This is a genomic window from Mucilaginibacter antarcticus, assembly GCF_042686155.1.
GTDB classification, from domain to species: Bacteria; Bacteroidota; Bacteroidia; order Sphingobacteriales; family Sphingobacteriaceae; genus Mucilaginibacter; species Mucilaginibacter antarcticus.
In genome coordinates this window covers 99,060-115,888 of the sequence record NZ_JBHUON010000008.1, presented here as the reverse complement: position 1 = coordinate 115,888, position 16,829 = coordinate 99,060, and the positions used below count along the sequence as shown (strand labels likewise).

Genomic DNA, 16,829 nt, shown 5'->3' with positions numbered 1-16,829 from the left:
TTTTAATTATAATTAAAGGTCTTTCAGCAAATGTTTGCGTTGCCTGCTTACCGGTACACTCATTTTGTTATTCATCATAAGGTAACCACCATCCGCCTTTTTAAAAGAGTCTATATGGTTTTTGTTGATCAGCCAGGACTGATGGATCCTCACAAAGCCATACAAAGACAGTATCTGTTCATAATCAGCAATGGATTTGGAGACAACAACAGGCCGGATTTCATTATGCAGATAGAAACTGGTGTAGCTATTGTCTGCCTTACAGCAAATGATATGATCAATAAGCACATACCTCACCTCATGCTGATCTGCAAGTGCTATCCGCTTCTGTGTATTAAATTGCTGATGTTGGTATGACTGTAGCAGCATAGCAATCTGTTCGGCCTGTATGCTTTTGTGTTGTCCAACCTTGTATACTGCGGCAATCAATTCTTCGGGTATCACAGGTTTTAATAAGTAATCAGTAGCAGAAAATTTGATGGCCTGCACACCATATTCGTCATAAGCGGTTACAAAAATGATATGAGCGCTATTTGCCGGTAGCTGCTTTAAAAGGTCAAAGCCGGTTTCCTGCTGCATTTTTATATCCAGGAATAATATGTCAGTAGCATGGACAGTTAAATGTACTAAGGCTGATTCAACCGATTTAGCACTGCCTGTTATTGTCAGTTGGGGGCAATATCGTTGCAGCAGCGCCAGTAAGGCATCAATAGCGCCCTGTTCATCGTCTACAATATAACAGGTAAGGTTACTCATGCAAACCAGTTTTTAAAGCTAAATGTAGTTATAGTACCTGTTCCGGGTTGATATTTTATCTGCATTTTTATGGGCATCGCTTCCAGTTTATCGTTATATACTGCCAACCGTTTCTTTGTAAGCGACAGGCCATGTCCTTCTTTAGCCTTCTCTGTATCCCAGCTGGTATTGCCGTTGTCGCTAACCTCAACATAAAGCGTAGCGTTTTCTTTAAAGATACTTACATTCAACATAGGGTTGGTATGGTTGGTGGCAAAAGCATGCCTAAGGCTGTTTTCTAAAACAGGTTGCAATAACAGGGGTGGGAAATCTATCAATAAAGGGTCGAGGTTTGCCGCAATTGTTATGGCGTAAGTAAACGCCTGCCTTTGTTGCTCAAGTTTTAAATAATCTTCTTCAATGGCAAGCTCCTCGCGTAGCGACAGGAATTCTTTTTTGCCGTTATCCATCACATCACGCATAAATTTAGCGACATGACCGATGTAGGCATTCGCACGCTCCGGATTACCGTTGTTAATAGTGCCTTGTATAGCATTAAGCGAATTATAAAGGAAGTGTGGGTTTAACTGGCCGCTCAATAATGTAAGACGTGTCTCGGTATCCTCACTTTTCCTTTTTAGCTCAGCAAGCTTTTTATTGCTTCTGATATGTAACGTATAGGTCACTACGCCAATTGTAATAAGCAAGAGCGTGCTAATTAGCGCTATCGTCCCCCACGGCATTTGAAACGGCCGGGCCTTCACCAAAAGAGTTATTTTGTGTATGGTTTCGGGTTGGCTTGTATACCGCAAGTATATGTCTTGATATTTACCCGCTTGCAGCTCACTACCCAAAACCATAAAAGTACCCTGGTCCGGATTGTCAGATCTGGCTAACTGCCATGTATCTGGCTTGTTTTCAAATGAATATTGTAGTGTTTCATTTGACCCTAAGTTATTATATTTTAATATGCCAATAGCCTGATCATCTTTCTCAAACATGGTAGTAGTGTCGCCGCTGCTAATATTTGATGGCTCCACGGTATTGAGAATACGTTGCAGGTTATTGCTAAAGTTGTTGCCTGTTAACTTCAGCTGATAATACCAAAAGTTGGTAGCCATATCCGGGGGGCGAATAAAGATGATAACCTTCACTACACGTTTGGTGTTGATATTTCTTATAGTGACCTTTAATGTATCGTTAACTGCCAGCTGATAGTGTCCGGCGTGGTAGGTTTGCGGCCACCGTACTGATACAGTTTGATCGCCTATCATCTTCCTGCCGAAAATGATATAGTTTTCAATTTTGCCCAGTGTTGATAGCTGGGTCGATTGCTCAATTACTTTACCGTTTTGGGCGGCTTCAAATTCCAGATTGCTATATTCATCGCCCCCAAAATTTCTGTAAAGTTGTACCATTTTGCCGGTCTGCCTTACAGCGTTTGGCAAAAATGCAATGTCTATTTCTTTGGTTGATATGAGATGGATAGCTGTATTTAAGCCATCGTTGGCATAGGCTGCCTTGATCTTTTGTAGTAGTGGACTAAACCGATTAGGTGTGTGTCCCGTTCCTATAACTACGTAACTAAAATCAGGTTCGGCATGCAAAAAATTGTCTACCCTACAGCTATCGCAGATTGCGCCATTAATAGTCTTTTTTATTTCGACTGAAGAAAACGGAAGGGGTCGGGTTTGGTCAGATTGCTTGGTTTGATTGCCATACCCGCTTTGACAGATAGTGAGTATGAATATGCAGATATTTAGTCTCATAAAATTAGTATCGGCTGTACTGTTGACCCTATTTGCCCAGATAGGGCACAAATTATTAAAAAATGTGTTCATACCCTGCTTAATAATTATGCTGCTTAATATTTATTGCCAATTCTGTTTTTATGGCCTGCGCTAAATGAGATTCGGTATCCTCGGCCATACCAACTTCAATCCATTTTATTTTACCGTCTTTACCTATTACCATAGTAGTGGGTGCTGCGTAAACTTTGAAGTCTAATTTTGCTTGCTGCGCTTTATAGTATTGCTGATAAGTAATCTGTTTACTTTTCAAATACTTGTTGATTTGTTTAGGACTGGTGTCGGTGAAATTGATGCCAATGATGGCTACGGCTTTGCCTTTAAACTGGTTGTGTAAACGCTCCATCTTGGACATCAACTCCCGGCATGGCATGCACGATAGGTACCAAAAATCGAGCACTACCACTTTATTTTTCAAGGCCGCCAGGGATATGGGCTTACCCGTCCGTACATCCGTTGCTGAAAATTTTGGCGCAAAGTCGCCGGGCTTTAAAGTTTCAGGTTCGGGTTGTTTGCTTATTTGAGCGATAAAGAATTGTGATGGATTATAACCATCTATACCCGGATTGTTAATGGTTAACTTAAAATCGTATATATCAATCGCCTCTTTACCGCTTTCTAACCGTTTTGAATACATCAATCGCCTTGTGGGCAGCAAATTTGTTTTGTTGATCCAGATACGGGTAAAGTAACGTTTGCTTATAACTTCGGTAGAGTTGTAGTTCATGTTGAAAATAATATCAATCACATAAAAATCTCCGGCAACGGAGAAAAATTTTAATGACGCATTATCATTTGTTAATGTCTGCGGCTTAGCTCCTAAGATTACTTGGGGTGTGTAGGCTAATATTTCGTGTTCTGTCCAACCGGTGCGGTAGGTAATTGCCGCCGAGCCTGATCCTTTATTGTAAACGGTATCGTTACGGACAAGCCATTCGGCGCCATCATAAAAGCGGAAATGTTGATAGCTGTCCTTTTTAATATTTCCCTGCACTTCAGTTTTGGTAAACTGGGTTTGTCGGCCCGCCCTAACCATCGTGTCGTTTTTGATAACGCTGTAGCTAAGATCTTTGATAGCCGCCAATTTTTCGAACGATTGATGCAGTATATGTACAGCGGCAGTATCAACAGACTGCCCAAAGCAGTAATTGATAATTAAGACTTGAAATAAGGTAATAAATGTTCGTTTCATTTTTGTCTTGATTTTTAACAAAAATGATTGGCCGAACGCCCGGTTTATTATCAATAACTGAATTTGGTAGGAATGGATTTGAATATGGAATAAATTTGCAGGTCTGACATTTTTTAAAAAGTTGTCAACCTATTGCTTACAGTAGCAAAATATCAATTCTATGCGCCCTAACCATATCCAACTGGGCAGACCATGCGAAGATGGTGTACTTACCGTCTTGCGACGCTACCAGGGCAATGGCGTCGCGCTGGTCAAACACAAACTGGGCAGCGGCCAGGTGACGGGTGCCGCCGTTTTGGGCAGGATGCATTAATTTCGGGGTGCCGTCAATAACAGGTTCGGTTGCAACAATTTGCTCAACCGGCATGCTCATATCCGCACGGGCAACCTTTGCGCCAAATGCCAGCAGCTCGTAGTTTCTGCTTACAATGGTTGCGCCGTCTATCGCTGTGTAGCCGCCAACTATATCTATGGCTTTAAGTAAAGCTTCCTGCCAGTCGGTTTTTGAGCGTTCGCATTTATCTTGTTTAATGAGTTTGGTTATGCCCTTAAACGCCGGGATAACTGGGTAACTCATGGGTTGTACAATGGAGTTTTTCCAATGCTCGGTGCCATCGGGTACTATAAGCACCAACCCACCGCGCTGATGCGCGCGCATGGCCGAAGCCAGCTCAACCATCAGGTTTACATTGCCGTCTACAAACAGTTTGGCTAAGTTTCCGTTGGGTGCCGTTGTGTATAAAGCAGGGCAATCCAGTAAACCGGCGTCCTGATCGTCAATTATCTTTATGTCATCGCCCTTTAAAACGGCTATGTTAATAAATTTACCAAAGCCATCGGCGCGGCTGTGTTTTATCACCAGCAAGCCCGGCTCAACCACTTCAAGCACAAAGCAAATGCCTGGTATGGCCAGGGTTGTACCCCAAACATAAATTTCATCATCCTCATACCAAACCCCCAGGTGTATGCCGGGGCTTTCAACTGCCGGGGCAAGTTTGGTTAAGTTATGTGGGGTTAAGCGTACGCGGTTGCCAAAAACCAAGGGCTGTGTTGCCTGGTGCGGCTGTAGCAGCGATATAGAAATTTGTGGCGAGCGACCCTCTTCTTTGCGTAAGCTGGCCCAAAATGCTACGTCAATAATAGCTTCAACAATGCGCGCGGGTGGCTCCAGACCCAAATTGGCCGCACCCCATTTCCGTGCAGCCGCCAGGTGTTTGGCAAAGTGTGCTTCAATGGTTCCCGCTACTATACGTGCGGCTATGTAGGTTGATTCTGACAGCATGAACTAAGATTTGTAGGATAATATCAGGACTTAAATTCTGATGGCCTTCCGGTAAAGTTATTAAGATTTATAGAACGCTCAGTGTTCTATAAATCTTAAACTGGAAATAACCTAATATTTTACAATGCAATTAAAATTTTTGAAATCTTAGTTCGGTTGATATTCAAATGGTAGTTGATCACCCACGCGTTTTTGGGCCAGGTTGCCCTCGATAAAAAAGTCCCGGTAATCTGAATGGCTACCGCGGCTATCTATGATAGCCTTGGATAAAAATAATTTAACGGTTGAGGACTCATTGCCATTATATTCAATGCTTTTTCTTACAGGTAAAGTGCTTTTTAAAGGTGATGTACCTGCCCTTGCCGGATTATAAACCACATACAGCGGACTAAACTTAAAAGACACCAGCGAATCATCTATGATATTAACCAAGGTATCGAACTTTATAGGGCGCAAGTCAATAGCTACCATTGGTACAGACTTTTTGCCAGCTGGTACAAAAAACTTGTTATACAACTTGTTCACTATAAAGCCCTCTTGGCTAACCCTGTTTCGATAAACCGAACGCAAAAAATGCATTACCGAGCCTTTATAAGTCTTAAGGCGGTTGCTTGCCCATTCTTTCTTCATTTTATCGGTCCCGGGCAATTGTTCAAAGCTGGTTTCGCCCTCGTACAGTACAATGTCGGTTGTTTTGTTGTAACCAAAATTTTTAAGCATGTAGCGTATCCTGTAACCAAGCGGTTTGTTTTCAATTACCAGAAAATCATCAGCGTCGGCTATCAGTATGTCATTCTTTGTGGTGAAGTTGATCACAGAGGGGTTAAGTATTACGCAGGCTTTTGCGTTATCTGATGTGCCTAAAAATACCTCCCTGAATAATTTAAAGTTTGCATCGAATTTGTTTTTGCCTCCTATAGTAACCTCGGCTAGTGCTATGGGCTTAATTTTTAGTGGTACCGATAAGTATGACGGCTGATTTGTTATAATGATATTTTGCGCAAAAGGCATATAGCCCATCATGGTTACAGACAACTGGTGAGTGCCGGATGTGATGTTATTGAAGATAAACTTTCCGTCCTCATCGGCCATGGTGAACCTTTCTGTACCGCTCAGAAAAACAGTTGCGCTTTTTAAGGGGGCGCCCTTAGCGTCAACGACATTGCCACCGATGCTCAGGTTTTTTTGTGCATAGCCTGTAAAAGTGTTGAGCAACACGCATAGTATTGTACCAAGTAAACTGATTAAGTGGGTTTGTCTTCTCATGCGGTTGAGGTGATAATGATGGTTGACTAGTTAATTGGGCATGGCGATGGGTGAGTATTCAAACGGCAACTTATCGCCAATCCTAATTTTGGCCCAATCACCTTTAATTAAAAACGTGCGATAATCTGCGTAGCTACCGCGGCTATCAATAATGGCTTTATTTAAATAAAATTTCAGGGTTGATCCGTCATCGAGCGTAGTAACATCAAGCTTGGGCACATCAAGCGATGTTTTAACTTTAGCTGCTGCCTTAGGGTTGTAAGTAACATACAAATGTGTAGCCGCAAGCGATATAAAAGAGTCGTCAATGATCGTAACCACCGTATCAAACTTAATTGGGCGTTTGTCAATAGCCAGCTCGGTATACTTACCCGCCCCCATGGTGAACCTGGTGCTTTCTTTATTAACCCTGTAAGCTAAAAAACCTTGTTTTAAAACACTGTTGTTATAAGCTGATCTTAAAAAATGCATCAACGAACCATTGTAGGCTTCGAGCCGGTTTTGCGCCCATTCGTTTTTAGGGTTGGCTTTAGCGTCCATTTGCTCAAAACTAGCCTCGCCGTCGTAGCCCAGGTTTTGGCTGTTTACCTGGTAATTAAAGTATTTTAAACGATAGCGTATGCGGTAGCCAAGGCGTTTGTTTTCTATGATTAGAAAGTCTTCTGCTTCGGCGTTCAAGGTGGTGTTGGTGGTGCCAAAGCTTAGCACCTCGGGGTTTAAAATTATGCATTGCCTGCCGTTTTGTGTTTGCCCTAAAAACTGCTCTTTAAAAACCGAATAGTTTTTGGCCCAGGCACCTTTGCTGCCAACCTTAACAGTGCTTAGTACAATTGATCGTGTTGCTAGTGTTAAGGTAATATCAACCTGTTTATTTTGCAGCATAACAGGCTTTGTGAGCGATGCGTAGCCCAGCATACTCACCGAAACCTGGTAATTACCCGGTAGTAGATTGCCCAGGCTAAAGTATCCGTTTTCGGCCGATATGGTCACTTTTTCGCTGCCGCTGATAAATACCGTGGCGCTTTTTACAGGTTTACCTGTCTCATCTTTAACTATACCTGTAATATTATACCTGTTTTGCGAAAAGGCATTAAAACTAATGACAGATATTAGTACGAATAATAAATATCTACGCATATTATTTAGTTGCTATGTTTGGCTGATACTCAAACGGCAATTGATCGGCAAGGCCGCGACGCCCCCAAAGTCCCTGTAGTAAAAAGGTGCGATAATCTACATAATTGCCACGGCGGTCAATAACCGCTTCTTTTAAATACAGGTTTAAAACAGAACCTGTTGGGCTCATGATCAAACGTTTTTTTACCGAATCTGCAGACATGGTAGCCAGCTCGGCCGCTTTTTTAGGGTCATAATTAATATAAAGCGAGTTGAATTTCGCTGCCACAAAAGATGTATCAAGCACGTTAACGATAGTATCAAATTTAACTGGTCGAGGGTCTGCGTGAAAGTTGCCGAAACTGTTTTTAAGCACATATAACTGGTTGGCAATAAAGCCCTCTTGTAAAACAGAATTGGTGTATACAGCCCTCAGAAAATGCATAAGCGATCCTTTATAAGTATTTAGCCGGTTAGCTGCCCAGTTTGTGCTGTCGGCGTCTGTGCCTTGTAGTGGCTCAAATATCGGGTCGCCGTCGTAACTGGCAGTATGCATTGCCGGGGTACAATTAAACGATTTAAGTAGGTAGCGGATACGGTAGCCAAGCAGCTTATTTTCAATAATTAGTAATTCATCCGCTTCGGCAGTTAGTTTTTTACCCTGGGTGCCAAAGCTTATTACTTCGGGGTTAAGTATTTTACAATGTTGAGCATTGGGCGTTATGCCCAAAAAGTGTCGTTTAAATAGCTCGTAGTTTTTGGCCCAATTGCCGTCGCCGCCGATATTTACGGTATTAAGCACAATAGGTTTAACTTTAAGTGTGAGATTAAGGTTAACCGACTCCGTTTGCACCATTACGTTTTGTGTAAGGGAGTTATAGCCCAGCATCTGTACCGAGAGGTGGTAGGTGCCCGCGTCTATGCTATTAAAAATGAACCTGCCTTCATCATTGGTCACGGTAACTTTTTGCGATCCGCTGATAAAAACTGTAGCCCCCGCTACAACTGCGCCCTTTTCGTCAACAACCTTGCCGGCTATAAAATACGGCGCACTTGCCCAGGCGGTTGCATTGCTGAAAAATAGTGCAAATAATAATATGCGACAAAAAGGATTCATTGGGACAGGTTATGGAGTTAAATGTAACCAATTGTATAACCTGCTGCAAATTTGGGGGGATTTTCTGACTTAAACGTCGGGATAGAACTAGGATTTTTAGGATTGAAAGATGATAAGATTGCAGATTGTATATATTTCCAAGTCTGATAAGGCGCCTACACCAGTCTGTATTTTCATTAAAGCTTTACAAGCAGTCGTTTAAACTAAGATTTATAGGATTTGAAGATTATAGGATTGCAAAATTTTATACTTTTAAAAATGCAACATCAAGACCTTACTCACACCATTATAGGCTGCGCCATGAAAGTTCATTCAACAATAGGCAGTGGTTTTCAGGAAGTGATATATCAAAGGGCGCTGGCGATTGAAATGAATAAGCAGCATTTAAACTACGCGCGCGAAATGGAAATGCTTATCTATTACGACGGAATTGAAATTGGCACCCGACGTGTTGATTTCTTTGTTGAAAATATGATAATGGTTGAGTTGAAAGCCGTAACGTCACTTAACGATCTACACATGGCGCAAGCCATGAACTATTTGGAAGCATACAATTTGCCCATAGGCTTATTGATAAATTTTGGCAGCAGGAGCATGGAGTTCAAAAAAATATTCAACACCAAACATCCCGACAATGCCGGCTACAAAAAGTGATCCTATAATTTTTTAATCCTATTAATCCTAGTTCACACTAAATATATAACTCTTACCCGCCACTGTTTTAAAACGATACTTAAAGTCATTGTCGCCCGATATTGCCTTAACACCTGCCTGTCCCGCTTTCACGGCATTCAATGTCCGCAGTTTACATTCGCCACCTGATATCGATTTGATGATCAATTTACTCAACTTACCATTCTTCCATTGCAAGTCTGTAATCTCAAAATTGCCGCGCGCACGGAGGCCTTGTACGCTGCCGGTTGGCCAAGCTTTGGGCAGGGCGGGAAGTATCTGGATCTCGTCGGTTTGACTTTGCAGCAGCATTTCGCTTACGCCGGCGGTGTAGCCAAAATTACCATCAATTTGAAACGGTGGATGAGCGCAAAGCAGGTTAGCATAAATGCCCCCGCCTTCGTTGTAATCAATACCATTGCCGCCTACCGGGCTGATAAAGTTTTTGATGATCGTATGCGCATGGTCGCCATCCTGCAGGCGGGCCCAAAAGTTTACCTTCCAGGCCATTGACCAGCCGGTAGAAGCATCGCCGCGGGCAGCAAGCGTTATTTTAGCGGCTTGTGCCAGTTCGGGCGTTTTTATAGTGCTTATCTGACGGCCCGGGTGCAAACCAAACAGGTGCGAAATGTGTCGATGGGTATCTTTTGGATCGTCCCGATCAGTTTCCCACTCTTGCAGCTGACCCCATTTGCCTATTTTTGGTTTTAGCAGGTGTGCCAGCATATTGGCCACATGGTCTCGGTAGGTTTTGTCTATGCCCAGGAGATCTGCGGCTTCTATATAGTTAGTAAACAGATCTTCAATAATCATCTGGTCGTGGGTTACACCATCCTCGGTAGGCCCATGCTCCGGCGACCAGCCCAGTGGCGATACCAGCGAACCATCAGCGCGGCGCTTTAAATGATCGTCCCAAAATTCGACGATCTCTTTGATGATGGGGTAGGCAAAGTCCTTCAGATATTGACGGTCTTTAGTAAAGGCGTAATGTTCCCAAAGGTCTTGAACATACCAGGCGCTACCGGGCGTATTCCATAAATAGCTTTCGCCGCCCATGGGGTTGCTTTCAGTACGCAATGTCCAGCCGCGTACCCCCGGATATTGTTTTTGAGTGTTGATCTTACGGATTTCTCTAATGGCGTTGATATGGTCAAGGTAAGGAAAATGACATTCGGCTAAATTGGTAGGCTCGGCCAGCCAGTAGTTCATCTGTATGTTAATGTTGGTATGGTAATCGCAGCCCCAGGGCGGGTTGTTGCTCTCATTCCAAAGTCCCTGCAAGTTGGCGGGCAAGCCTCCCTTGCGCGATGATCCGATCAGCAGGTATCTTCCATATTGAAACAGCAGGCTCTCCAACTCGGGATCGAACTGTTTTTTATAATTCAACAACCTTTGCAAGGTTGGCAGCGCTGCCGTGGTAGCTTCCGTTTTACCCAGATTGATATGTACCCTGCCGTAAAGGCCTTGATAATCTTTAATATGGTTTGCCAGTAAAACCGAATAGGGCTTAACAGAAGCAGCTTTTAGTATCCGCTCAATTTTTGGTGCCGGTGCTTCGCCGCGCCAGTTGGTAGCGCGGCTATTATTAAAATCTGTAGCGGCGGTAAACAGTATGGTTATAGCATTGGCTTTTTGTATGTTGATCTGTCCACCATCAACATTCATGGTGCCGCCTTCATTTTTAACCAGTGCCGTGGCCTGGTATTGCATACCGTTGCCTAGTTTTCCTGCAAAGGTAACGTGATTGCCCCCGGCAGAGGGTTGCGCGTTATGCGCATCTTTCAATCTTACCGCACCCGTAAGTGCGCCGGGTTTATCAGCCGTAAGGCGCATCACTATAACCTTGTCGGGGAAACCGCAAAAGTATTCGCGTTTGTATTTTATGCCCTTATGTGTATAGCTAACGGTGTTGATGGCGCGGTTGAGGTCAAGCTCGCGGCGATAATCAGCCGGTACATCAGTGTCGGCGTTAAAGTAAACAAACAGGTCGCCCAGGGCCTGGTAAGCGCCGCGGTCGGTTTCGTTGCCGGTCCATAGGGTGTTGTCGTTAACCTGAATACGTTCTTGCCCAATGCCACCGAACACCATGCCACCTATGCGGCCGTTGCCAATGGGGTAGGCGTCGGTCATCCATGTTTTGGCGGGCTTGCTGTCCCACATTTTTTGAGCATAGGTATGCTGTATGCTGATGAAAAGACACAGCGCGGTAGTTACAGCTAAATATTTCTGGTTGAGCAATCTCATATTTTACAATTGACAGCGACGGGGGCTTTTACAAAACTAACCGACCATAGCCTACGTCTATTCAACCTTTTAGGCATTATATTACCGTATTTTGCCCTGCGCCGCATCCGGGTTTTCTTTGAGGTAAGTACGATACAACTCAAAAAAATCTGGCGCGGCAAGCAGTTCAATAGTAGGGTCAAGCTTTTTCACTTCTTCCATTACCTTAACGTACCAAGTGGGGCTTTTCAGAATATTACGGAACCAGTGGAACGGTATGCCACGTTTATGCACCCTGTCGACGATATTTTTGGCAGCCTGTACAGGGTCCTCGTTTACATCCGCGTCTGATCTTAGCACGGGCATATTACCATGCAGCAGTGTCAATGGCACTTTTTGGGGGATGATGCCATTAGGGCTAAAAGAGGCGTAGGCGTCTAACCCTTTTTGATTCAATCCCGGCGCCTGCCCGTCAATGATAAAACCGGTAATCGTTAATCCCCATTGTTTGTAATAGGGTTTGTTGTGCGCCGCCCAGGCGTCCAACCCATCCGGCAAGCCCGATAGCGGTCTTGGCGCTTGCAGCATGCCCGGCATTAGGTAACCCGCACCGTTATCCGCGGCAGCAAAATAATCATTAGCGGTGGCCGACTCCCGCCGGTAGTCCATCGCCATGGGTACACGCTCGGCCAGTACCGGGCTTATACTCCACATTAGTGGTAGTTTACCCCGATTTTGGTCGTCCCATAGGGTTGGTGTGGTCTGAGATAACCACGATGACGCATCATAATCACCCACATAAAAAATGATGAAGTTGCGTCCTTTGTAATCTATTTTACCGTCGGTATTTAGATAGCCTTTTTTGGTGAGCTGCTCTTTAGTTACCCAGTCTTGCTTGTACTCTTTTTTAAGCGGAAAATGCTGCCAGAAGGACGCGTTTGCCAGCGCCCCATAGCCAATAGCATCTGCGTCTTTAAATGCGTTGTAGGCGCTTATAATGCGCGAGTACTCCCACTCGGTAGCTACATCTTCATGGCTGCCTTTGGCATGTTTAGTATACTTAAAGGCCCAGGGCGGGAAACCACCAAGGTAGGCGTATGCCTTACCTTTGTTTTGGTTGTAGGCAGTGAGTAGCAGCTCTTTTAAGGTATTGACGTCGGTGCCCGGCGTTTGGCTTGGGTCATCTGTCGCAGCTTCATCGGCCCAGGGGCTCAAGTCGAAAAAGAAGCCTTTACGGCTAATAAAGAAGTCGTGATTGGTAAGGGTATGATGATTGCGTCCCGCCGCGCCCGGATTTTTCAACCATTGCTGATCAATATAATACGCGCCGTATTTGGTATTTACCTTGCCGGTTTTCATGTACTTTTCTAAAAACCACAGGTAGGCATCGTTCTTAGCCAAACCACTGCTGGCGCGGGTAGTGCCGGGGATAGTGCCCCTGCCGGTAAACAGCGATGATCCATCTTTATTGATAAAGCTAATGCGCACCGGAATCTTCGGTCCGCGGGTAATGGTTTGCGAATAGAGGCTTTGAGGGTCGGTGTCATACCGCACTACGATCAGATCCTCAACCCCGGCAACGGATGATGCCAGATTGCTCGTCGCCGCCACAGCGGGATCATACACCACAGCGCCTTTTATCTGTTTTTTGTAGGCCGATATCACATCGACTACGGTTTTATAAACCACTGTATCGCGGCCTGCCAGCCATTTGCCGGGGGCGCGGTATTTACTCCACCAGTAGCGGTCAATGTCGGCATTGCCATTCTTCACAAGCAGAACATACAATTGCGGCATGTTGCGGTTTACAATGCCCTGTAAAGACGCAAGGGTGTGCGGATAATCCCACGCCCGGTTGATAGCCTGCTGGTCGCCGCGCTGCCATTGCAGGGTAAAGTCAAGATCAAAAAGGCCAATAGGTGGCAGTTTTTTGGTTTGACTGTAGGCTATATCAGCATAACATAAAACAGCAAGTAAGCTGATCAGCGTAGTGAGTTTTCTCATAAAGGCAACGGTATCGTTTGCATCAAATGTAGCGTTTGCATCAAATATTTTATACGGCGTTTATTAGGTTATCATCAATAAAATTTGTTTTTTTGGCTACGCTAAATAATTTAATGCCATACCGGGCGATAGACACAACCAATTTTAACTGTTGAACTTTAATTAACCAACTATAAGCCAAGGCACAAGCCCGACGCTACGTATTTACATTTAATCACCAAACCAATGGCCGAAAGAATAGCCTTTACCGAGAAGAAATTCGTTATCACCTTTATTTTCGTCACCTCGCTTTTCCTGATGTGGGGTGTGCTGCACGCTATGAGCGACGTGTTGAACAAGCACTTTCAAAACGTATTAAATTTATCCATCGCCGATTCGGGCCTTATACAGTTTTCTGTTTTTGGCGCTTATTTTTTGATGAGCTACCCTGCAGGGATGTTTATGCAAAAGTATGGCTATAAGCCCGGCGTTATTTTAGGCCTGGTATTATTCGCCTCGGGTTTGTTCTTATTTGTACCTGCAGCCAATGCTGAGTCATTTACATTTTTCAGGGTAGCATTATTTATAGTTGGCTGTGGCATGGCAACGCTGGAAACCGTTGCTCACCCTTTTGCAGCAGCATTGGGCGATCAGCGTAAAAGCGACTTGCGTGTAAACTTTGCGCAAACGTTTAACGCAGTGGGTACCATTATTGGCCCCACTATTGGCGCTTTCTTTTTACTAAGCGGCGATACCGTTAAATCAACCGACCTTACCTCTGTAAAAACACTATACGTTGCTATAGGCATTGTGGTGCTGTTAATTGCAGCCGCGTTTGTATTTCTAAAAATACCAACGCTTACAGACCCTCACGCATCTACAGACTCGAAGGATCCGGCAGCATTGAATATTGACACTGCTCCTAAAAAATCATTATTCTCTCACAGCCACTTTGTTTGGGCATGTGTGGCGCAGTTTTTTAACGTAGCGGCACAAGGCGGTACCTGGGCATACTTTATTAACTACGGTACCAGTGTAATGCATTTTAGTGATGAAAAAGCAGGTTATTTTATGAGCTTGTTTATGGGCATGATGTTGCTGGGTCGTATAGTGGGCACATCACTAATGACCGTTATGGCACCAAATAAGCTGTTGGCTATATTTTCTGCAGGCGCCATTGTATGCTGCATTATTGTGGCGCAAAAATTAGGCTGGACCTCATACGTAGCTTTATTGATGATCAACTTCTTCTTCAGTATCATGTTCCCAACCATTTTTAGCTTAGGTTTAAAAAACTTGGGTCACCATACTCAAAAAGCTTCATCATTCATTTCGATGGGTGTTGTCGGTGGCGCGGTGTTCCCGTTCATTATGGGCCAGGTTGCTAATCATGACGTGGCAACTGCATACTATATGCCTATTATTTGCTACGCGGTGATCTTTATGTTTGCTTACAAATTCTATAAAGTTAAAGGCGTTCAAACTGCTTAGCAGGCGTTTTTTAAAAATAATACAAAACCCCGTCCCACAATTGTGGCGACGGGGTTTTTTTGATAAAGGTAGTTAGGTGTTAGGTTCTTATTGTTTCGCGGTCAACAGCTTTAATGATCTACCGGTTAAAGAGATTTTAGCGTCACCAGCAAAGTTGTAATTTGCTTTTTCTATCTCGGCATCTTCGATAGTCAGGTGGTTATAGGGGTCGCTTTGTACATTGAAATCGCCTATAGAAACTTTATTAGTTTTGGTCAGGGTTAACTCGCCTGCATTTATATGCGCATCGAGTTTTTTTAAGTTATTAGAATCCAGCCGCAATTGGGTAGCATTGTTTATCCGCACAAGCAAGCTGTCCTGCGTAAACCCTCTGACAGTAGTTATCGCGCCACCATCTTTTCCCATCAGAGACTTATATCCCGATTTTAATAAACTTAAGCCGGGGCATATAATCAGAATTCTATTTCGGTAGGCGGGCACGTCATCACGTTTAAAGTCAATACTTAGCGTTTTGTTTTTTTTGCTGAACGTAACGTCGCCAATGGCTTTTTTATCAATCCATACGGCGTATTCATTGCCATACTCAACTGTCACATCCAATGCATTAGCTACATTATTGTCTACAGCATCAAAGCCGGCAAGGCTAACCTTGTTCATGCCAAAAAAGCGGCTTTTGAAATCACCTTTCAAATACTCGGCTTTTAGCGCGAAAGCATTTGCAATGCTGTAAGCTACAGCAATCAATACTAACGCAATCAACAATTTATTACTTGTTTTCATTTTGGGCGGTTTTAGATTTTTTAAACTGTTCGTAATGTTTTAACACTTCTTCTGGGTTAATATCCAGCAGGTAAAGGCTGTTGAAAAAGCCGGGTAGGTCCTGCTGTAAAAAACGCTCTTTACGGGCGGCTTTAACGCGGGTTAGCGCGTCGGCTGCCACAAACAGCCCAAGGCCGCGTTTATTAAACACAATCTCTTGTTGTTGTAAATGTTCGTAAGTACGCATAACGGTATTAGGGTTTACTTGTAAAGCCGCGGCAAGGTCACGCACCGAAGGGATCTTCTCTTCGGGCTGCCATTTGCCAAGGGTAATATGTTCGCTCACATAATCTGCTATCTGCAGGTATATGGCCTCTTTGTCTTTAAAGTTCATGGGTTATACCTGTTTTTCTTTAAGTCTGAAATATGCGCTGGCCCAAAGTATGAACACACAGATTATAAACACCACAGGCATCAAGTTGATTACCAGGGTGTCAGGTACGTAATAGGTGGTCCGGCCATTTTCACTTATTTGTACGCCGCTCATTAACATGTGCTGGCTAATATGGTTGTCGCTAAGGCTGAATAACAGGCCTTTATTAAGCAGCGTAAGCACAATCAAGCAGATAAAAAACACAAAAGATGCTTTAATAAAGTGCAGCTTGGTAAAGAATATAGCACCCCAAAATGCAAATGCATGAAACAGGGTAAATACGCCAAGTACCAGGGTTCCAGGTGTCGCTTGATTAGTTAGGTCAAGTAATTTTGTTTCCCCAAAGTAAGTGCTGGGCTTACTAAAACATACTGCTACCACATCAACCAGGTAAAATGCCCCGAAAGATACCAGCAGGAAGATAACATAGGTGTAGATCCAACTGACAAGAAATTTTTCAAGATTAGACACGGGCAGGGTTAAAGCCGGAATAGCTTTACGTTTATCGCTCAGGTCTGCAAACGTAAGGCTGGCAAATACGCTGCCGCCAAACAGTACGCAAAACATAAGAACCGTCATTTGCCAATCTGTAGATAAATGCCCTGTGCCGGTGGCTACTACAAAAAGGAGTGCCAAGGCAAGAATACCCACTAATACCGCCGTGGATAGCAGGTAGGTTTTACCGTTATCAATAGTGTGCTTTTTAAAGTAGCTTAAAAAGCGTGTCAGGTTAAAAGTATTATTCATGTCTT

At 43.8% G+C, this 16,829-nt stretch carries 14 protein-coding genes; 2 read left to right on the top strand and 12 right to left on the bottom strand.

All coding sequences use genetic code 11. The features are described 5' to 3' along the window. Positions 1-12: 12 nt before the first annotated feature. The 7 genes from ACFSYC_RS08815 to ACFSYC_RS08785 all read right to left on the bottom strand — a co-directional run bounded on the left by ACFSYC_RS08815 (position 13) and on the right by ACFSYC_RS08785 (position 8,516). A complete protein-coding gene (locus ACFSYC_RS08815) occupies positions 13-756 on the bottom strand; it encodes a LytR/AlgR family response regulator transcription factor (protein WP_377125896.1) in 744 nt (247 codons plus the stop codon). Beyond that, a complete protein-coding gene (locus ACFSYC_RS08810; protein WP_377125893.1) occupies positions 753-2,504 on the bottom strand; it encodes a sensor histidine kinase in 1,752 nt (583 codons plus the stop codon). The genes ACFSYC_RS08815 and ACFSYC_RS08810 overlap by 4 nt, the downstream gene beginning before the upstream one ends. Before the next feature lie 79 nt (positions 2,505-2,583). Then, positions 2,584-3,735 carry a TlpA family protein disulfide reductase gene (locus ACFSYC_RS08805; protein ID WP_377125890.1) on the bottom strand — a complete coding sequence of 384 codons (1,152 nt, stop codon included), beginning with the start codon at positions 3,733-3,735 and terminating at the stop codon, positions 2,584-2,586. 136 nt (positions 3,736-3,871) lie between these two features. After that, positions 3,872-5,017 (bottom strand): putative sensor domain DACNV-containing protein, encoded by a 1,146-nt coding sequence (locus tag ACFSYC_RS08800; RefSeq protein ID WP_377125887.1) that lies wholly within the window; start codon positions 5,015-5,017, stop codon positions 3,872-3,874. Between the two features lie 147 nt (positions 5,018-5,164). Beyond that, positions 5,165-6,283: a carboxypeptidase-like regulatory domain-containing protein gene (locus ACFSYC_RS08795; RefSeq protein WP_377125884.1), complete on the bottom strand. Its 1,119-nt coding sequence runs from the start codon at positions 6,281-6,283 to the stop codon at positions 5,165-5,167. A gap of 30 nt (positions 6,284-6,313) precedes the next feature. Next, positions 6,314-7,420, bottom strand: a complete 1,107-nt coding sequence (locus ACFSYC_RS08790; protein WP_377125881.1) for a carboxypeptidase-like regulatory domain-containing protein — start codon at positions 7,418-7,420, stop codon at positions 6,314-6,316. Position 7,421: 1 nt separating this feature from the next. Continuing rightward, entirely contained in the window at positions 7,422-8,516 is a 1,095-nt protein-coding gene (locus ACFSYC_RS08785) for a carboxypeptidase-like regulatory domain-containing protein (RefSeq protein WP_377125878.1), read from the bottom strand. A 258-nt stretch (positions 8,517-8,774) separates the two neighbouring features. Here ACFSYC_RS08785 and ACFSYC_RS08780 point away from each other — a divergent pair, with 258 nt between their 5' ends. Beyond that, positions 8,775-9,170 (top strand): GxxExxY protein, encoded by a 396-nt coding sequence (locus tag ACFSYC_RS08780; protein ID WP_377125875.1) that lies wholly within the window; start codon positions 8,775-8,777, stop codon positions 9,168-9,170. A gap of 27 nt (positions 9,171-9,197) precedes the next feature. On the opposite strand, the gene ACFSYC_RS08775 is transcribed toward ACFSYC_RS08780, so the two are convergent. Both ACFSYC_RS08775 and ACFSYC_RS08770 read right to left on the bottom strand, forming a co-directional pair. Further along, positions 9,198-11,432 (bottom strand): glycoside hydrolase family 95 protein, encoded by a 2,235-nt coding sequence (locus ACFSYC_RS08775; protein ID WP_377125872.1) that lies wholly within the window; start codon positions 11,430-11,432, stop codon positions 9,198-9,200. A gap of 81 nt (positions 11,433-11,513) precedes the next feature. Then, positions 11,514-13,415: a hypothetical protein gene (locus tag ACFSYC_RS08770; RefSeq protein WP_377125869.1), complete on the bottom strand. Its 1,902-nt coding sequence runs from the start codon at positions 13,413-13,415 to the stop codon at positions 11,514-11,516. 225 nt (positions 13,416-13,640) lie between these two features. Between ACFSYC_RS08770 and ACFSYC_RS08765 the strand changes: the two genes are divergently transcribed. Next, the gene (locus ACFSYC_RS08765; protein ID WP_377125866.1) at positions 13,641-14,885 is read left to right on the top strand and encodes a sugar MFS transporter; all 1,245 of its coding nucleotides are present in this window, start codon (positions 13,641-13,643) and stop codon (positions 14,883-14,885) included. A gap of 87 nt (positions 14,886-14,972) precedes the next feature. Here the strand turns inward: ACFSYC_RS08765 and ACFSYC_RS08760 are convergent, their stop codons facing one another. The 3 genes from ACFSYC_RS08760 to ACFSYC_RS08750 are packed head-to-tail and all read right to left on the bottom strand — an operon-like array spanning position 14,973 to position 16,824. Then, entirely contained in the window at positions 14,973-15,665 is a 693-nt protein-coding gene (locus ACFSYC_RS08760) for a hypothetical protein (RefSeq protein WP_377125863.1), read from the bottom strand. Continuing rightward, entirely contained in the window at positions 15,652-16,038 is a 387-nt protein-coding gene (locus ACFSYC_RS08755) for a GntR family transcriptional regulator (RefSeq protein ID WP_377125860.1), read from the bottom strand. Before ACFSYC_RS08755 ends, ACFSYC_RS08760 begins: the two co-directional genes overlap by 14 nt. Positions 16,039-16,041: 3 nt before the next feature. Continuing rightward, positions 16,042-16,824, bottom strand: coding sequence for a hypothetical protein (locus tag ACFSYC_RS08750; protein WP_377125857.1), 783 nt, complete (start codon positions 16,822-16,824; stop codon positions 16,042-16,044). Between the last annotated feature and the right edge of the window lie 5 nt (positions 16,825-16,829).